Raw genomic sequence first — 17,504 nt, forward strand, 5'->3', positions numbered from 1 at the left:
TATGGTGTCGATGACAAGAGTGCTGGAGCTTGAAGAACGCTTATATGCCGACAAGGACGGCGCGGTGAAGCGAAAGCTGGTCATGGACCTGCTGACCATGCAACTGCGTCTGCAGGGAGATCTGCGCAAGTTAAACGACCGCAACACGCATAAGGAATTGGAAGGCGCCTTGCAGGCTGTCGCTGGCGCGCTCCAGGTGCTCAGGACGTTGCGCGTACGGTAGTTGGGTAACGTGAATATTATTGGCCAGCTTGGCCTCATTGAATGCTGAAGGAGATGTTTTTATGCCCGACACTTATGTCACCCTGGGCGAGATCGCCAGTCTCGCCAAAACCGGGATCACCAAGGCGGAGGTGGATCTGCGCGCCGGGCTCGAGAAGGCGCAACAAGGCACCAGCAGCGGAATCGGTGACCTGATCGAATTGCAGTACACGATGTCCGCCTACACGATCAGCGCAAACACTTACAGTACAGTGCTGAAAGAGTTCTCGGACACGATGAAAAGCGTCGTGCAACGATCTGCCTGATTGATGCGCTGACTGTCCTTACGCCAATCGCGCTGGGCCGGGGTGGCGGACGCTTTTCCTAGGTACCAAGCGCACGAAGCACGTCGGCGATGACGCTATCCCAGTCGCCTGGGGCGGGCTGGCGAAACAGCGTGGCGCTTCCGTACCACGGAGTGTCGGCGCGCCTGGTCATCCATCGCCATTCCGCGTTCCATGGCAGCACAATCCAGACCGGCACGCCCATTGCGCCTGCCAGGTGGGCAATGGACGTGTCCACGGCGACGACCAGGTCGACATTCGCAATAAGCCCGGCAACGTCGGAGAAGTCGCCGCTGTCCAGCGAAGGCTGGATGATGGCCGGCATGGCGGCCGCAATGGCTGCGTCATGAGGCGTCAGTTCCGTCTGAAGAATTACGAGCTGGGCGAGCCGGGCCAGCGGAAGCATCTTCTCAAGCGGGATCGAACGCTGCGCATTGCGCTTGTGGCGTGGCGCGCCGGAACAGGCAATGCCTATCCTCGGCCTTTTCTCCGCCGGCGGAAGGGCATGCTTCCATTTTTCGATACGCTGCGTATCTGACCGCAGATATCCGCCGGCGCAGGGCGCGCTTCCGGAGGGCGGCTGGTTTTGCAACGCGAACGGCATGCTCATCATCGGGATATGGAAGTCATGTTTGGGAAGGTCGCCTCCCTTGGCAAAGACCGCGCTGGCCGGCAGCGATGCGCAAAGGCCCAGCAGGGGCGCAGGCGCTTCGAGCAGCACGGTGGCGCCCAATGCGGCAAGGACAGTGCTGTAGCGGCAGAACTGGATGGTGTCGCCGTAGCCCTGTTCGCTCCAGAGCAGGATGCGCTTGCCGGCCACCGCTTCCGCGCCCGACCATCTTGCAGCCATCGCATCGCGGACCGCGGTTTCGCTGTTTAATTGCAGCCGGTATTCATGACCGGCCCAGCCGGCCGGGTTTCCCAGCGCAAGCATCACCATGCCCATGAAATGGAGCGCCTGCGCCCGCACTCTGCTTCCAATGGGCGCGAGCCGCAGTACGGCTGCGAACTGTTCGAGGGATTCCCCGTGGCGCTGCAGTTCGGCCAGCACCGACGCGCGGTTGATCATTGCCTGCAGGTGCGACGGGTCGAGGGCGAGCGCCCGATCGAAGCAATGCAGGCCATCTTCCAGCCTGTACAGGAGGACAAGGCTTACGCCGTGCCCGCACCAGATGGTGGCGTTGTCAGGACGCAGCGCCTGTGCCCGCTCATGTTCGGCCAATCCTTCCCGCATGCGGCCCAGCTTGTCCAGGGTGCTGGCGCGGCTGCTTCTGGCCAAGGCATTCTCGGGATGCATGCTGACAGCGCGGTCCTGGCAAGACAGCGCCTCCCCGTAGTTCTCCATTTTATGCAGCAGGTTTCCCTTGCCGGCCCATGCCGGAAAATAGCTTGGGTCCAGGTCCAGGGCTGCTCGATAGCTGTCGAGCGCCGCGGCGTCCTTGCCGAGTTTCTCGAGCAGGGCTGCGCGGTCGGAACAGGTGGCGGCGCTCGCCTTGCCCAGGTCGACGACCTGGTCCAGCAAACGGAGTGCGTCGGCAAACCGGGCCGTGGCGGCATAGGCGCGCGACAGGTTGGACAGCAGTTCGTCATGCTCGGGCAGCCAGCGCAATGCCTGTTCGAACAGGTCGATGGCCTGCGCCGTGTCGCCCTGTGCCACATGCAGGATGCCGCGCAGGTGCAGCGCCTGCGGATAGTTTTTGTGATCCGCTGGGATCGAGGCCAGCAGCAGCAATGCGTCGGCGGGTGCGCCGAAGAGCGCGACGGCGGGTGCATGGTCCGGGGTGGCGGCATGCGCACCCGGGTCGTTCATGCCGCTCCCCGGCATCGATCGACGGCGCGAAGCGACAGCTTGCGGCGCTCGGCCTCGATCGATTCGGCCGCTGTCCATACGCACAGATCCGCGCATCCCGTCGCTGCGCTGTCCCCGATCCGGCGATAGCGCTGGATACTGCACCCGCCATCCGCGCGATCGCCGTTCGTAAGCGGAATGGCGGCTTTTTTCAGTCGCAGCCTAATCCTGCCTGTCGTCGATAACGACGCCTGCTCCGGCGACGACGGCGTTCCCGCATCGCGGCTGAGCAGCTGCAGGACTTCCGCGCGCAGGAGAAGCGCCGGCGCATGCGTGGCGTCGAGGCAGATGGTCTCGTCCAGGCTTTCCAGCGCTTCCCACAGGCGTCCATCGTTGCATAGCGCAACGGCACGGCAGTGCCAGGCGGCGGCGCTGGAAGGCTCCAGCCGTATCGCCGCGTTGAAGCTTGCCAGCGATTCGGCTGCGCGCCCGAGGTCCATCAGCGCTTCGCCGCGCTGCAGCCAGAGTACGGGGGAGGCTGGCTGCAACGAGACGGCCTTGTCATGGGCGGCCAGCGCCTCGTCGCCGCACGCCATGCAAGCCAGGGCGACGCCCGTATTGCTCCACGCAATGGCGAGCGCGGGGTCGAGTCCGGTCGCACGCAGGTGGCAGCCCAGCGCACGCCGGTGCTGCCCCATTTTCGCCAGCGTCGCGCCCTTGCTTGTCCATGCAATTGCATCCGCCGGATCGCAGTCGAGCGCCTTGTCATGGCACTGCACGGATTCGTCGAGTCGCCCCAGCGCGGACAGCGTGGCAGCCATGTCCGTCCAGGCCGTCGCACTGGGCGCGATGGCGATCGCCCGTTCATGGCAGCAAAGCGCCTGGCCGAACCGATCCTGCATGTGCAGCAGCCCGGCCTTGGTGTTCCATGCGCGGGCGTGATGCGGGTCGGCCTGGATGGCCTGGTCGCATTGCGCCAGGGCTGCCGCGCCTTGTTTCAGTGCCTGCAGCGCTATTGCATAGTCGACCCGCACGTCGGCGGAGGCGCAGTGGCAGGCGATGGCCTGCTCGTACGACGCGGCCGCCTGGGCCGGCATGCCGACTTCCCATTCGACGCGGGCCAGGTGCAGCCGCAACGGGCCGTTTTCAGGTTCGACGACACATCCCTGGCGCAGCAGGCGCACCGCGCCGCGCATGTCGCCGTGCGTCGCGCAGAGCAGGCCCAGCATTTGCAGTGCGGGTACGCAAGCAGGGGAAGAGGAAAGGAGGCGCTTGAGGAGGTCGACGGCTTCGGCTTCGGCGCCTTGCTGCTGCAGCACGCGGGCTGCGCGCAGCGCATATTCTACGGTTGGTGACATGACGGCGGTCCTGGTGGAGGAGGGAGGCTTGCGGAGGCCCGGATGAATTGGCCGATGGGAGCCGGACCTTTACCCGTGAGTCGGCAGCCCCAGGCATTGGTTCCATGCAGGGCCGTGGCGTCAACTGTTCAGGACAAAAAAAACGCCGCGCGAGGCGGCGTGTCACGAGGCGTGCCGGAATTATTTGCCCGGGTCTTTCATATTGTCGAACTTGTCGAATTCGACGTTATACAGTTCGCCGTTGACCTTTTCCACCTTGCGGATATACACGGTCTGCACCACGTCGCGGGTTTGCGGGTCGATCGTGATCGGGCCGCGCGGGCTGTTGATCTTCATGCCCTTCAGCACCGCCATCGCCTTTTCGCCATCGATCTTGCCGCCCAGCTTGTTGGCGACATCGTAGATTGCGCTCATGCCGTCATAGGCGGCAACGGCCATGAAGTTGGGACGGCCGGCGCCCGGGTTTGCATCGGCAAAATTCTTCAGGAATGCCTTGTTTTCCGGGGAATTGTGGGCGGCCGAATAATGGAAGGAGGTGATGACGCCCAGCGTCGCATCGCCCATCGCGGGCAGCACGTGGTCGTCGGTCAGGTCGCCGGTCGCGATCACCTTGATGCCGGCCTCGGCCAGTCCGCGCTCGCGGTAGCCTTTCATGAACGCCACGCCCTGTTCGCCGGCCGGCACGAACACGAACACCGCTTCAGGCTTGGCGTCCTTGATGCGCTGGATGAATGGCGCGAATTCCGGGTTGCGCAGCGGGACGCGGATCGATTCGACGATCTGGCCGCCGCCGGCGGCCAGCGTGTTCTTGAACGCGGTTTCGGCATCGATGCCCGGGCCATAGTCGGCGACCAGCGTGACGACGCGCTTGATGTTGTTCTTGATCGCCCAGCTCGCCATCGGCGCCGACACCTGCGGCAGTGTCATCGAGACCCGCGCGATGTAGTCGGACTTGGTGGTGATGATGGACGTGGCCGCGTTCATGATGATCATCGGCTTCTTGGCCTGCTCCGCGATCGGCGCAACGGCCAGCGCTTCCGGCGTCAGCCCGAAGCCGGCGAGCAGGTCGACCTTGTCGCGGGTAACCAGCTCCTGCGCCAGGCGCTTGGCGATTTCGGGCGACGGACCGGTGGTGTCCTTGAGGATCAGTTCGATCTTCTTGCCAGCGACCGTGTCGCCGTGCTGTTTCATATAGGCTTTCATGCCGCCTTCCATCTGCTTGCCGTAATCGGCGAACGGTCCGGAAAATGCGGCGATCACCCCTATCTTGATGGTCTCCTGCGCTTGCGCGCCCGGGGCGGCGAGGCCGAATGCGCCTATGATCGCCGCCGCGCGGAGCAGGGTGCGGAATTTCATTATTGTCTCCTGAGGATAGATGTTTTTAATTTACTTGCTTGTCCAGCGATAGCATAGCGGAAAGGGTTTAATTCTTGCAGTTCGTTAATCAAGCTTTCGTTCGTTTAACGAACACTTTCGAAGGCTGCGACTGGACGTTTCCGCTCGCCGCCAGCCAGCGGCGCAGCGTCATTCGATCGCTTCGTACGGAAGTCCGACATAGTTTTCGGCGATGGTCGTGCGCCCGGCGACCGAGCCGGTGTAGTACTCCAGTTCGGCCAGCTGTATGCGCTGGCTGAAGCCGTCGTCGGAAAACTTGTGCAGCACCGACGTCATCCACCAGGAAAAGCGCTCGGCTTTCCAGATGCGCCGCAGGCAGATCTCGGAATATTTACCGACCAGGTCGGTGCGTCCCTGCAGCAGCGTCTTGCGCAGGATGTGATACAGCGTATAGACATCGCTGGCGGCCAGGTTGAGGCCCTTGGCCCCGGTCGGCGGCACGATGTGCGCTGCGTCGCCCACCAGGAACATGCGGCCGAACTGCATCGGTTCGGCCACGAAACTGCGCAGCGGGGCGATGCTCTTTTCGATCGACGGGCCGGTGTGCAGCGCCGCCGCGGTGTCGGCCGGCAGGCGCGCCCTGAGTTCGTCCCAGAAGCGTTCGTCGGACCAGTCCTCGATCTTTTCATCGAGGCCGCATTGTATGTAATAGCGGCTCAACTGGTCGGAGCGCATGCTGCACAGCGCAAAACCGCGCTCGTGGTTGGCGTAGATCAGCTCGTGCGCGACCGGCGGCGTTCGTGACAGGATGCCGAGCCAGCCGAATGGATAAACCCGTTCGAACACCTTGATCGCGTCGGCCGGCACCGACTTGCGGGACACGCCGTGGAAGCCGTCGCAGCCGGCGATGTAATCGCATTCGAGCATGACGGTCTCGCCGTCCTTGACGTAGGACACGCGCGGCCTGTCCGAATAAAAATCGTGCACGGCGACGTCCTGCGCTTCATAAACCGACAGGCCGCCGCTGCTGGCCCGGGCTTCCATCAGGTCGCGGGTGACTTCGGTCTGGCCGTAGACCATGACGGTCTTTCCGCCGCTCAGCGCTTTCAGGTCGATTCTTTCCTGGCGGCCAGCAAAGGAAAATGCGACGCCTTCATGGATCTGGCCTTCCCGGTCCATGCGCGCGGAAACGCCGGCCTCGCGCAGCAGTTCGACCGTTCCCTGCTCCAGCACGCCGGCGCGGATGCGGCCGAGCACGTAGTCGGGCGACCTTGCTTCGATGATGACGGTGTCGATGCCCTGGCGGTGCAGCAGTTGTCCGAGCAACAGCCCGGACGGTCCGGCGCCGATAATGGCAACCTGGGTTTTCATTGTGGTCTCCTCGCGGTGTGCGGGCCGGCCATGCCTGCCGTCCGCAGCCCGATGATCCTCCGGCGGCGCCGGATGCGGAATGGACATTTGCAGTTAAAATTTGCACATTTCGTGGATTCGTGGAACTCCATGCCCAGCCCGACAGCGCCGCCGCCTTCCCTCGCTTCCATCCCGGTATTCAAGCTCTATGGCGAACACGCGCCGTGGCCGACGCCGGACATGATGCATTGCGAGACCATCGCGGCCCGCAGCACATTGCACAATTGGCAGATCCGGCCGCACCAGCACCATGGACTGTTCCAGCTGCTCTACCTGAAAGCCGGACAGGCCCGCATCCGCGCCGACGACGATGCGCTGGACATGCAGGCGGGGCAGATCCTGCTGGTGCCGCAGATGTGCATCCACGGTTTCAACTTCGCCCCGCACACGCAGGGCCATGTGCTGACCCTGGCGTATCCGCTGCTGGCCCGGGTCGGCGGCGCTGCCGGGGAAATGCTGCTGCGGCTGCGCAAGCCCTACCTGCATACGCTGCCGTCCGGCGAGGAGGGCGATGCGCTGCGGATGCATTTTTCGACGATAGACCGGGAGTACCGGCAGGATGCGCCGCACCGCGAACTGCTGCTCGAGGCGCTGCTTGCCGGCATGCTTGCCTGGCTGGCGCGCCAGATGGCACCGTCCGCGCTGCAGCCGCTGCCAGCCCGGCGCGCCGCCCGCGGGCCGGGCCACTTCGACCGGTTCTCGCAGCTGGTCGAAGACGAGTACAGCACCCGGCACGCGGTTTCCTGGTATGCCGCGCGCCTCGGCATCTCGCCCGCGCACCTTAATGCGCTGTGCCGGCAGTCGGCCCGGCAGTCGGCGCTCGAATTGATCCATGAACGCCTGCTGCTGGAGGCGCGGCGCAGCCTGGCTTACTCGGCCAGGCCGGTCAGCGCGGTGTCCTATGCGCTCGGCTTCACCGATCCGGCCTATTTCACCCGCTTCTTCAAGCAGCGCGTCGGCATGTCCCCCAGCGCCTTCCGGGCGCGGGCGCTGGCCACGTTCAGCGCATCCGGCCCGGGACAGTGAGCCGCGGCCGACAGGGCGCCGTGGCGTCGCTACTGTGGAGCCTCTACAACAGAGCTTGTCGATTCCATATCGAATTCTGTCCGCTCGGATAGGGACTGTCTTTCAATCGCCCACGCCCGACTACGCGGTTGACCAGCGGCCGCGGGATGTCCAGCATCCATGCAGTCGCCGCAGCTTGCACGGCGCGTCGCGAACTGAAATGGAGCCACGATGGACGCAATGGACACAAGGCAGGCGGTCGTCATCACCGGAATGGGCATCCTGTCGCCGATAGGCGCGAGCATCGCCGCCCTTGCGGAAGCCTTGCTGGACAGCCGTTCGGGCATACGGCAATTCCAGGCGCCTCCGCTCAGCCGCGCCTATCCGGCGGGCGTCGTGCACGGCGATCCGGCCAGTGAATTTCCCGCGCTGGAACGCGTCTATCTCGACCGCTGCCAGCAGCTCGCGCTGCTGGCAGCGCGCGATGCGCTCAACGATGCGGGACTGGACCGGATGGAACGCTTCGGCAGCCGCGCCGGCCTGTACTACGGCAACGTGAATGGCGGCAGCGCGACCGCCCAGACGAGCTACCGGCAGCTCCTGTGCGGGCAGAAGCAGGCTGGCAGTCCCTATGCGCCTATGGCCATCATGCAGAACGGCGGCGCCGCGCAAATCTCGATCCGGCATGGCATCGGCGGCCCGGTCCATACGCACGGCAGCGCCTGCACCGCGTCGGGCGCGGCAATCGGCGAGGCGGCGCGTGCGATACGCGATGGCTACCTCGATATCGCCGTGGCCGGCGGCGCCGAGGCGCCATTGACGGCCGCACTGTTTTTCGGCTTCGAAGGCGCACGCGCGCTGGCCCGCGCGGATAGCGCGGATATCGCCAGTTCCTGTCGTCCGTTCGACCTCCGGCGCACCGGGCTGGTGCTGGCGGAGGGCGCGGCCTTCCTGGTGCTGGAATCGGAACGTCATGCGCAGGCGCGGGGCGCCGCCTGCCTTGCCTACCTGTCCGGCTACGGAGTCGCGGCCGATGCGCACCATGTGGCCATGCCGAGCGCCGCCGGCCAGGCCAGGGCGATGCGCATGGCCCTGGCCGACGCCGGGCTCGAGCCATCCCAGCTGCAATACCTCAATGCGCACGGCACTGCCACCCGCGGCGGCGACCCGGTCGAGGCCAGCGCCATCCGTTCGGTCTTCGGCAGCGGAAGCGCATCCGTGCCGGTAAGTTCGACCAAGGGGCTACACGGCCATTTGCTGGGCGCGGCAAGCGCCATCGAATGCCTGGTGGCCGTGACCGCGGTCCGGCACCGGATGCTGCCGGCGACCGCCGGCCTGGCTGAGCCGGACCCGGCCTGCATGATGAACCATATCGTCGGAAAGTCGCTGAAGGACCAGGAAGTGCATGCGGCGATGTCGCTCTCGTGCGGCTTCGGCGGGACCAATGTGGCGCTGATCGTATCGAAATTTACCGGCTGACGGGGCAGGGCCGGCGATGGGCCGGAATCGACAGCCGCCACCTGTGCATCACCAAACTGGGAGCTATCAACATGGGCGCACCGGATATGTCGTTTTCGCTTCCGAACCATGCCGACTGCAGGCATGCCGGCTACAGCCATGTCGACGTGGCGCTCGACAAGGGCATCGCCAGCGCCGCCAATACCCTGTGGGTCACGATGAAGCGGAACGTCGCGCAGCCCGTCCACAACTTCTCGCTGCCGCTGCTGCACGAACTGCGCGATGTGCGCCGGCGGCTGCAGGCCGGCGCCTCCCGCTGGCATTACGATGGCGCGGTCGAGCCGGTCGCCTATGCGGTGCTGCGTTCCGGCCACCCGGATTATTTCAGCCTCGGCGGCGACCTGCGCCTGTTCCGCGCCTGCATACGCAACCGCGACCGTGAATCGCTGCTGGGCTATGCGCGCCTCTGCATCGATATGATTGCCGAGGGCTGCGCATGTTCGAACCCCGACCTGAGCACGATCTCGCTGGTCCAGGGCCGTGCAATGGGCGGCGGCTTCGAAGCGGCGCTGGCGGCCGACTACCTGGTCGCGGAAGAGCACAGCACCTTCGGCTTTCCGGAAATCATGTTCGGGCTGTTTCCCTGCACCGGTGCAATGAGCCTGCTGTCGCGCCGGATGCCGGTGCACCAGGCGCAAAGGCTGATGACGTCCGGGAAGGTGTACTCGGCCTACGAATTGCACGCAATGGGCCTGGTCGATGAAGTCTGCGGCCGCGGCGCGGGAGTGGCGACGGTCGGACGCTACATTGCCCGCCACGCGAGCCGGCGCGCCGCCCGCCTCAGCGTGCGCCGCGCGCTGGAAAGAACATCGCCGCTCGACATGGCGGAGCTGCGGCAGGTCGTGGAAAACTGGGTCGACCTCGCGCTCAGGCTGTCGCCCGACGAGCTGCGGGTCATGGACATGCTGATCAGCATGCAGTACGCCCGCAGGGAGCCGGCAGTGGAGGCCGGCCAGGCTGTCGAGATGCTGTCAGCCGTCGGCTGACAGCATCAGGCTGCGCAGCGAATGGATGCTGTGCGCCGCCGTCGCGCCGATCTCGTCGGCCAGCGCAGCGCCTTCCCGCTGCAGGTCGGCCTGCGCAATATGCATCAGGCGGGTCGCAACCACGGAGAGCCGGACGGCGCCGACGCTGACAGTGATGCCCTTCAATGCATGCGCCTTCTCGTGCGTTGCGTCCAGGTCCTGTCGCCGGACGGCTGAACACAGGATGTCGCAGAGCGCCTTGATATCCGTTGCCGCCGTCGCCAGCAGCTGTTCGAAAAAAAGGCTGTCGCCGCCCAGTTCGCGAAGTTCGGCCATCGCATCCGGGTCGATGTACAGGACGGGCGCGCCGTCCTGGCACGGCGCCTGTCCCGCCGAAAATACGTGGTTGATCGCCTGCCGCAGCGTGGAAAGGTCGATCGGCTTGTGCAGCACGCCCGCGGCGCCGGCGTCCATCAGCCGGCGCGCGGTTGCGGCTGCGCTGTCCGCTGTCAGCAGATAGGTCGGCGCCGGGTCGAGCGTACCGAAGCGGTAGATCTGCAGCACCGACGCGCCGTCCATGTCGCCCAGGTTGTAGTCCAGTATCGCAAGGTCGAACTGCATCGTGCCGAGCAGGCGTATCGCCTCGCGGCCGCCTGCCGCGGTCACGACCTGGTGGCCGTCCCGCTCCAGCAGCTCCCTGGTCAGCACGAGGTTGGTCGCATTGTCGTCCGCGACCAGAATGCGCTTGTTGCGGGCCGTCTCCGGCATTGCGAACGCGGCGGGCGGCGGCGCCCGGTCCAGCCACAGGTCGAATTCGAACAGGCTGCCCTGGCCGCAGGCGCTGTGCACCGCCAGGCGGCTGCCCATCGCGCCCAGTATGCCCCGGACGATGCCCAGGCCGAGCCCGGTGCCGCCGTACTTGCGCGTAGTGCCTGCCGAAGCCTGGTAGAACGGCTCGAAAATCTTCTGATGCAGTTCGGGCGCGATGCCGATTCCCGTGTCGCGGCAGCTGAACCGGACGCGGCATGCGGCAGGCGTCTGCTCGAGCAAGGAGAACCGGATCAGCACTTCGCCGTGTTCGGTGAATTTAAGCGCATTGCCGCCCAGGTTCAGCAATACCCGGGCCAGGTGGAATGCGTCGCCCAGCAGGCTGGCGGCGATTCGTTCATCGGTGCTGACATGCAGCACCACGCCCTTGGTCAGCGCGGTTGCGGCCAGCGTCCGGCGCAGCTGCTCGGCAAGATCGGCGATGCGGAAAGGCGCGCGGTCGAGCTGCAGTGCGCCGGCGCCATATTTGGCCGAGTCCAGCAAGTGGTTGATCTGGCCCATGAGTTCCCGCGACAGCGTGAGTATCGTGTCGCTGCGCCTGCGCACGTGCGGGTCCGCGTTCTCCTCGCCTATCAGCTGGGCGCAGGAAACGATGCCGGTCAGCGGCGTGCGCAGTTCATGGCTTACGTTAGCCAGCAGCTGCGTCTTGGCGCGACTCTCCGACTCCGCATGCGCGCAGGCCTGTTGCAGGCCGATGATCAGCGGTTTCGCATACAGCGGCACGACCGCAAGGAACAGCAGCACGGACAAGGCGGCTATCGGGTGCGGCCGCCATGCCGGTGAGACCAGCGCCACGGCAATAAAGCCGGCGATCGCCGCAGCCTGGCAAAGCGCCATCGTCCTGGCGCCGATACGGAAGCCGAAACCGAGGATGGTGAACAGGTAGAAGCAGGTGAACAGCTGGCCGGACTCTCCCAGCAGGCCCAGTCCCAGCGACAGCAGCAGCGGGTCCATCACGGCGGTCGTCCTGGCGACGAGCGCCGGCTTCACGCGGGACGCGGGCCGCACGGCCAGCAGCACCGCCGCGTTGTAGGCGACATGGAAGCCGAAGGCCAGGGCGATGTGCCAGGGGCGTATCTGCGGCGAGACCGGACCCCAGTACCACAGGCTGCAGAGCATGCCCAGACAAACCGGCATGCCCAGCCTGGCCCGCAGGGACGCCTGCGCACGCACGTTCTCCGACAACATCAACTTTTTCGTCATGGACATGTTTCCAGCATTCGTGCGCAAGGCCTGCATCGGGGTCGTCGGCGTTGGTGATGTTTGATGAATCAATGCGCCATTTTTTTGCGTCGGATCCGAACGCGTCGCGATGTCGGCCTGGCCAGGCATGACCGGGGCGTGTTCTTTTAAGCTTTCCCTAATTATTGGGGAGTGTGACTGCTTCCATCCCTACCATGGCAGCCTTCGCAGTGTCCTTCCTGGGCAGACAGGACCAGGCGCACGCGCACACCAAACCGGAAGCCGCCATGTCATCCAACGACCAGATCCTGAAGCAGCTTCTGTCCTCGCTCCACCGGCGCTTCGCAATCGATATCGAACAGGTCACAGCGGCATCGCGGCTGAGCGACATCGGCATCGATTCGCTGCACCTGGTTGACATCATGCTCGACATGGAAGACGCGTTCGGCTTCCGTTTCGAGTCGCTGCTGCTGCCGCCAAATCCTTCCCTCGAGCAGATCACGAACGCCATCCTGAGGGAGCAGGCGCCGGAATGACGCACTGCCAGCGCCCGGCATTGTAAGACTGCCGCAACGCGTGCCAGCCCCGGTGCGAAACGAGAAGTTTGTGCCGCCGCAGACTTTGTCGCGTTGGCGGACGCGTGTTCCGGGCGACGCAAAACGTCTATTTGCCGCTGTGCTACTGTCTGCACCAATCGTGCAAGTTAATGCTGCGCGACCTCATTTTTGACAACCAATCGGAAGGATGCAGCCATGGAGAAAGTACTGGATATCGCGGTGCTGGTAGGCAGTTTGCGCAAGGACTCGTTGAACCGGAAGACCGCGTTTGCGCTGGCAGACCTGGCGCCGGCATCGATTAAATTAAGCCAGGTCGAGATCGGCCAGCTGTCGATGTACAACCAGGACCTCGACGAGGCGCCGCCGGCCGAGTGGATCGCGTTCCGGCAGCGCATCAAGGCGGCGGACGGCGTGCTGTTCGTGTCGCCCGAGTACAACCGTTCCGTGCCGGCAGCGTTGAAGAACGCGATCGACATCGGCTCGCGTCCGTATGGACAAAGCGCATGGCAGGGCAAGCCCGGCGGCGTTGTCACAGTGTCGCCCGGCGCAATAGGCGGCTTCGGCGCCAACCATCATCTGCGCCAGATGCTGACCTTCCTCGATGTGCATCCGCTGCAGCAGCCGGAAGCCTACCTGGGCAATGCCGGCAAGTGGTTCGGCGAAGATGGCAAGCTGCAGGACGAGTCCGCCCGCAAGTTTCTGCAGACCTTCGTCAATGCCTACGCCGCCTGGGTGCAACGTCTGGCATCGACTGCAAGGTAGACGTTCTCATCGTGCCGCCGGAGAATGGGCGTCCAAGCCAGGGCGTTCGATATCGCCGGCGCATCCGACTTTTCCCGATAGCAGGCCGTCAGCTGCTCCGCGCGGATTCCCAGCCGCCGGCAGCGCGGCAATCGTTGCATCTGTCCCGCTGCGACACCGCCGTGGCCTGGCCGCGGCATGCGTCAACTGATCGCCGATGTGCCTGAATTCACGTCGCCTCATGACAACCGCCCGGCGCATTGGCCCGCCTGTTGTGGGCCGAAGGTCGGTAGCCGTAGCAATGTTCACCTGATGAACCATGTCGGCAGAGGTGGCACCTAGTTGCCCGTTGTCATAGATGGGGAATTTTGTGAGTGATAAAAATGTAGTGAAATCCAGAAGTCTGGCATTCGATCCACCCAACAGCGCAGCAGCCCTGTACCAGTTTCTCTCCCAGTATCCCGATGAAACAGGCGTGAAGCTGGAAGGCGCCTATACCGCGCCGGTCATCAAGATAAGAAAGAATGAAGCACAGAAGCTCGATGCGGACAGCCGCAAGGCATGGTCTTATTATCTGGCGAAGATGCAGGAAAGCCTGACGGGCACGGAAAATGCGGTCAAGGCTGCAAAGGCGATCGAGTTGCTGCTGACGTCAGACCCGGTCCGGCTGTCCGTCGGCAAGATGCTTGGTCCGCTGGAGTATTTGATGAAAGCCGAGCAGGATCGGCTGGCCGGCGCCAACAGCTATGTGAAGTGCTGGCTCGCCAACGAAAAGCTGGTGCTGCAGATAGTGGTGCCGCATGATCCAAGCGGCGAATTCCAGAAGAAGGAAGACGAGCAGCGGGCGGCGCTGGCAACGGCCTGCGGGGTACTGTCGAAGTTCACCGAAAGCGAAAACGGCGAGATCAACACCGATTCGATCCGCGACCAGGCATACGCGATCGGGCAGCAGCTAAGCGAGGAAGAAGTCAGTGCGATCTGGGCTGCGCGGATGAAGCTGGTTGCAAACCGCGAGGCGCTCGGCGGCTATGTCGGGCCGGAAGCCCAGTGGCTCATCAGCCTGTGCGTCACCGCCCACGGCAAGACGCAGACCGCATTCCGGCTGGATGACAGCGTGAAAAGCGACGTTGCGCAGATAGCGTTTGCATTGAGAGCGCGTACCGCGACGAATATCTATGCGACGATCTCGCCGCGAACACGCGACAAGGATGCTGCCCAACGGTCCATGCCGGTATTTTCTCCTTCGCCGGCAAGCAGTTCGACGGCTTCGACAACAGCCTCGACAACGACGGCAAGCACTTCGCCAACCTCCACACCGCCGAAAGATTCGCCGCCGCGGAAAAATGGGAGCGAGGCCAGGACGCCGCCGCCCACCAGTGCGCCGCCGCCGGTGCCGGAGGGAAAACCACCGGTAGATCCCGTCGGCACCCAGGGGCCGGGCCTGGCTGCGTCCGCTCCCGCCGACCGCCCGAACAGAACCTATGGCAGGCCTACCGGATTCGCGTTGAACATGAACGCAGCCCTCCACGAAATGAAGGACAGGCAGCAAGCCGACGCCGGAAATCGCGAAGAAACCAGTCTGCGCGACGTTTCTTCCAGTTCGCCCCGCACGCCGCGGGACGCGCTTCTGTCAAGTTCCGGATTGAGCGCCAGCAGCACCGCCAGCACTTTCGGCAGCAACAGGGGCCCCAGCAGAGGCGATGCGAAATCGCCCAGAATCCCGTCAGACCGGAAGCGCCTGGCGGACCTGGCTGCTGCAGTCGATCTCAGGCAGAAGAGCGACGGCGAGACCCCGACGCAACAGCGCGAGAAAACGGTTCGGAAAAAGCGCCGGGTCAAATCGATGGAAAGCAGATCGCCTGATGCGGCCGCCCAGCAGGCGATAAGCGCGGCTGGCGAGGCTGCCAGGACATTGAAGGCGGATTTGGTGAAGGCGACGACCGACAGCGCCAATTACCGGAAATGGGAAGCGGCCGAAGCGCAGCTGAAAGACGTGCTGACGCCGGAGATGAGCAAGTCGGTAGGGCGCCTGATGTCCTATTGCCACAAGGTCGACCTGGAGCAGGGCAAGGAACAGTCCTCCCTCGACAAGGTAATCAAGACCCTGCGGCCCCAGGTCAGGGAGCGGCGCGCATTCATCGCGGTGCGCGACATCCTGCTCGCCGAATCGCGGGGAGAGGCTGAAACGAAAGCGGCGAGCGCTTTCCCGGAACTGCTGACGCTGCTGATCTTCGCCATCGATGCGGAGCGTACATGGCGCCAGGAGCACGACAGCAAGGCCGCACACTAGCGCATATTCGCTCTGACTTGCTTGTCGATGCCGGCTGGATTGCCCGCCGCACTGCGTTGCGCCCCCGCGCCGTACCCCGGTACGACTCGTCTGCATGCCTCGTTCCGCGGGCAGTCCGCCTCTGCCTCGCCCAATCCGGTCAGGGCGAACATGCTCTAGCTACATGTACTGCCGGGCGCCGCGCGCTTATTTCGCCCAGCTGTCCTTGAGCGTGGCGATCCGGTTGAACACCGGCTTGCCAGGCTGGGAATCGACGCGGTCGGCGACGAAGTAGCCGTGCCGCTCGAACTGGAAGCGCTGGTCCGGCAGGGTCGAGGCCATGCCGGGCTCCAGGTAGGCGTTGATCACGGTCTTGGCGGCCGGGTTCAGCGCGAGCTTGAAGTCGCGCCCGCCGGCATCCGGATGCGGGTCGGAGAACAGCCTGTCGTACAGCCGTATCTCCGCCTGCAGCGCATGGGCCGCGCTGACCCAGTGGATGTTGCCCTTGACCTTGTAATTAGCCGAGCCTTCGGTGCCGCTCTTGCTGTCGGCGAAGTAATTGCAGTGAACCGCGATGACCTTGCCATTCTCGTCCTTGTCGCAGCCGGTGCATTCCACCACGTAGCCATAGCGCAGCCTGACCTTGTTGCCGGGGAAGAGCCGGAAATAGCCCTTGCTCGGCACTTCCATGAAGTCCTCTTCCTCGATCCACAGCGTCTTGCTGATCGGGAAAGTGCGCACGCCGCGCGAAGGGTCGTGCGGATGCACCGGCGCGCTGCATTCGACGGTGTCGTTTTCCGGGAAGTTGTCGATCACCAGCTTCAGCGGGTTCAACACCGCCGCGGCCCGCGGCGCCTTCGGGTCGAGGTCGTCGCGCAGCGCGCCTTCCAGGATGCTCATGTCGATCCAGCTGTCCGCCTTGGCCACGCCGATCCGTTCGCAGAACAGCTGCACCGACTCCGGCGTATAACCGCGCCGGCGGATGCCGACGATGGTTGGCATCCGCGGGTCGTCCCAGCCATCGACGATCTTTTCCTCGACCAGCTGCAGCAGCTTGCGCTTGCTGGTGATTGCATAGGTCAGGTTCAGGCGGGCAAATTCATACTGGTGCGGCAGCGGCCGCTTCAGGAAGCCGCCCTCGGCCAGGCGTTCCAGCACCCAGTCGTAGAACGGCCGGTGGTCCTGGAACTCCAGCGTGCACAGCGAATGCGTGATGTTTTCCAGCGCATCCGAAATCGGATGGGTGTAGTCGTACATCGGGTAGATGCACCAGGCGTCGCCGGTACGGTGGTGATGCGCATGGCGTATCCGGTAGATGGCCGGGTCGCGCATATTCATGTTGGGCGAAGCCATGTCGATCTTCGCCCGGAGGATATGCTCGCCGTCCGCGAACTCGCCCGCCTTCATCCGGCGGAACAGGTCCAGCGATTCGTCGGCAGGGCGGTTGCGGAACGGCGAGTCGCGTCCCGGCTCGCTGAAGCTGCCGCGGCTGGCGGCCATGTCCTCGGCGCTCTGGCTGTCGACATACGCATGGCCGGCAGTGATCAGGTATTCGGCCATCTGGTAGAGCAGCGGGAAATAGTCGCTGGCGTAGTACAGGTGTTCGCTACCGTCCTGCGTCCAGTCGAAACCGAGCCAGCGCACGCTGTCGATGATGGTGTCGACGTATTCCTGGTCTTCCTTGGCCGGGTTGGTGTCATCGAAGCGCAGGTGGCAGCGCCCGGCATAGTCCCGCGCCAGGCCGAAGTTCAGGCAGATGGATTTTGCATGGCCGATGTGCAGGTAGCCGTTGGGTTCGGGCGGGAAGCGGGTGACGACGGCCGGCAGCGGCTTGCCGTGCGCATCCTCGCGGCCGGCATAGTGGCCGGTGGCTGCATCGTTGTCGATGATCGCTCGCAGGAAGTTGGAGGTCGGCGCGGCGGCGGTATTCTTTGGATCGTTGCTCATGGCATTATGCGGGGTAGACGTGCAATGGTGGGTGCCGGCATTTTACCGTAGCGCC

At 64.5% G+C, this 17,504-nt stretch carries 14 protein-coding genes; 8 read left to right on the plus strand and 6 right to left on the minus strand.

Translation table 11 applies throughout. From position 1 onward, the window contains the following. Position 1 precedes the first annotated feature (1 nt). Both QOL82_RS02455 and QOL82_RS02460 read left to right on the plus strand, forming a co-directional pair. Positions 2-223, plus strand: a complete 222-nt coding sequence (locus QOL82_RS02455; protein ID WP_283440629.1) for a hypothetical protein — start codon at positions 2-4, stop codon at positions 221-223. A 61-nt stretch (positions 224-284) separates the two neighbouring features. Next, positions 285-527: an EscF/YscF/HrpA family type III secretion system needle major subunit gene (locus QOL82_RS02460; RefSeq protein WP_283440630.1), complete on the plus strand. Its 243-nt coding sequence runs from the start codon at positions 285-287 to the stop codon at positions 525-527. Between the two features lie 58 nt (positions 528-585). Here the strand turns inward: QOL82_RS02460 and QOL82_RS02465 are convergent, their stop codons facing one another. The 4 genes from QOL82_RS02465 to pobA form a co-directional block, all read right to left on the minus strand. After that, entirely contained in the window at positions 586-2,355 is a 1,770-nt protein-coding gene (locus QOL82_RS02465; RefSeq protein WP_283440631.1) for a tetratricopeptide repeat protein, read from the minus strand. Beyond that, entirely contained in the window at positions 2,352-3,692 is a 1,341-nt protein-coding gene (locus QOL82_RS02470) for a tetratricopeptide repeat protein (protein WP_283440632.1), read from the minus strand. Before QOL82_RS02470 ends, QOL82_RS02465 begins: the two co-directional genes overlap by 4 nt. Before the next feature lie 180 nt (positions 3,693-3,872). Beyond that, positions 3,873-5,048: an ABC transporter substrate-binding protein gene (locus tag QOL82_RS02475; protein ID WP_283440633.1), complete on the minus strand. Its 1,176-nt coding sequence runs from the start codon at positions 5,046-5,048 to the stop codon at positions 3,873-3,875. 168 nt (positions 5,049-5,216) lie between these two features. After that, positions 5,217-6,398, minus strand: a complete 1,182-nt coding sequence (gene pobA, locus QOL82_RS02480) for a 4-hydroxybenzoate 3-monooxygenase (RefSeq protein ID WP_283440634.1) — start codon at positions 6,396-6,398, stop codon at positions 5,217-5,219. A gap of 129 nt (positions 6,399-6,527) precedes the next feature. Here pobA and QOL82_RS02485 point away from each other — a divergent pair, with 129 nt between their 5' ends. From QOL82_RS02485 to QOL82_RS02495, 3 genes are all read left to right on the plus strand, one after another. Beyond that, positions 6,528-7,463 carry a helix-turn-helix domain-containing protein gene (locus QOL82_RS02485; RefSeq protein WP_283440635.1) on the plus strand — a complete coding sequence of 312 codons (936 nt, stop codon included), beginning with the start codon at positions 6,528-6,530 and terminating at the stop codon, positions 7,461-7,463. 210 nt (positions 7,464-7,673) lie between these two features. Continuing rightward, positions 7,674-8,921, plus strand: a complete 1,248-nt coding sequence (locus tag QOL82_RS02490) for a beta-ketoacyl-[acyl-carrier-protein] synthase family protein (RefSeq protein ID WP_283440636.1) — start codon at positions 7,674-7,676, stop codon at positions 8,919-8,921. 71 nt (positions 8,922-8,992) lie between these two features. Continuing rightward, positions 8,993-9,946 carry a crotonase/enoyl-CoA hydratase family protein gene (locus QOL82_RS02495; RefSeq protein WP_283440637.1) on the plus strand — a complete coding sequence of 318 codons (954 nt, stop codon included), beginning with the start codon at positions 8,993-8,995 and terminating at the stop codon, positions 9,944-9,946. Here the strand turns inward: QOL82_RS02495 and QOL82_RS02500 are convergent. Further along, positions 9,932-11,956 carry an ATP-binding protein gene (locus QOL82_RS02500; RefSeq protein WP_283440638.1) on the minus strand — a complete coding sequence of 675 codons (2,025 nt, stop codon included), beginning with the start codon at positions 11,954-11,956 and terminating at the stop codon, positions 9,932-9,934. The two genes, QOL82_RS02495 and QOL82_RS02500, sit on opposite strands and share 15 nt — an antisense overlap. A 266-nt stretch (positions 11,957-12,222) precedes the next feature. Here QOL82_RS02500 and QOL82_RS02505 point away from each other — a divergent pair, with 266 nt between their 5' ends. The 3 genes from QOL82_RS02505 to QOL82_RS02515 all read left to right on the plus strand — a co-directional run bounded on the left by QOL82_RS02505 (position 12,223) and on the right by QOL82_RS02515 (position 15,523). Continuing rightward, a complete protein-coding gene (locus QOL82_RS02505; protein WP_283440639.1) occupies positions 12,223-12,471 on the plus strand; it encodes an acyl carrier protein in 249 nt (82 codons plus the stop codon). Between the two features lie 216 nt (positions 12,472-12,687). Further along, the gene (locus QOL82_RS02510) at positions 12,688-13,254 is read left to right on the plus strand and encodes an NADPH-dependent FMN reductase (RefSeq protein WP_283440640.1); all 567 of its coding nucleotides are present in this window, start codon (positions 12,688-12,690) and stop codon (positions 13,252-13,254) included. 349 nt (positions 13,255-13,603) lie between these two features. Next, entirely contained in the window at positions 13,604-15,523 is a 1,920-nt protein-coding gene (locus tag QOL82_RS02515) for a hypothetical protein (protein WP_283440641.1), read from the plus strand. A 186-nt stretch (positions 15,524-15,709) separates the two neighbouring features. On the opposite strand, the gene QOL82_RS02520 is transcribed toward QOL82_RS02515, so the two are convergent. Further along, the gene (locus tag QOL82_RS02520; RefSeq protein WP_283440642.1) at positions 15,710-17,449 is read right to left on the minus strand and encodes a glutamine--tRNA ligase/YqeY domain fusion protein; all 1,740 of its coding nucleotides are present in this window, start codon (positions 17,447-17,449) and stop codon (positions 15,710-15,712) included. Positions 17,450-17,504 lie beyond the last annotated feature (55 nt).

Source organism: Noviherbaspirillum suwonense (assembly GCF_900182955.1).
GTDB classification, from domain to species: domain Bacteria; phylum Pseudomonadota; class Gammaproteobacteria; order Burkholderiales; family Burkholderiaceae_D; genus Noviherbaspirillum_A; species Noviherbaspirillum_A suwonense.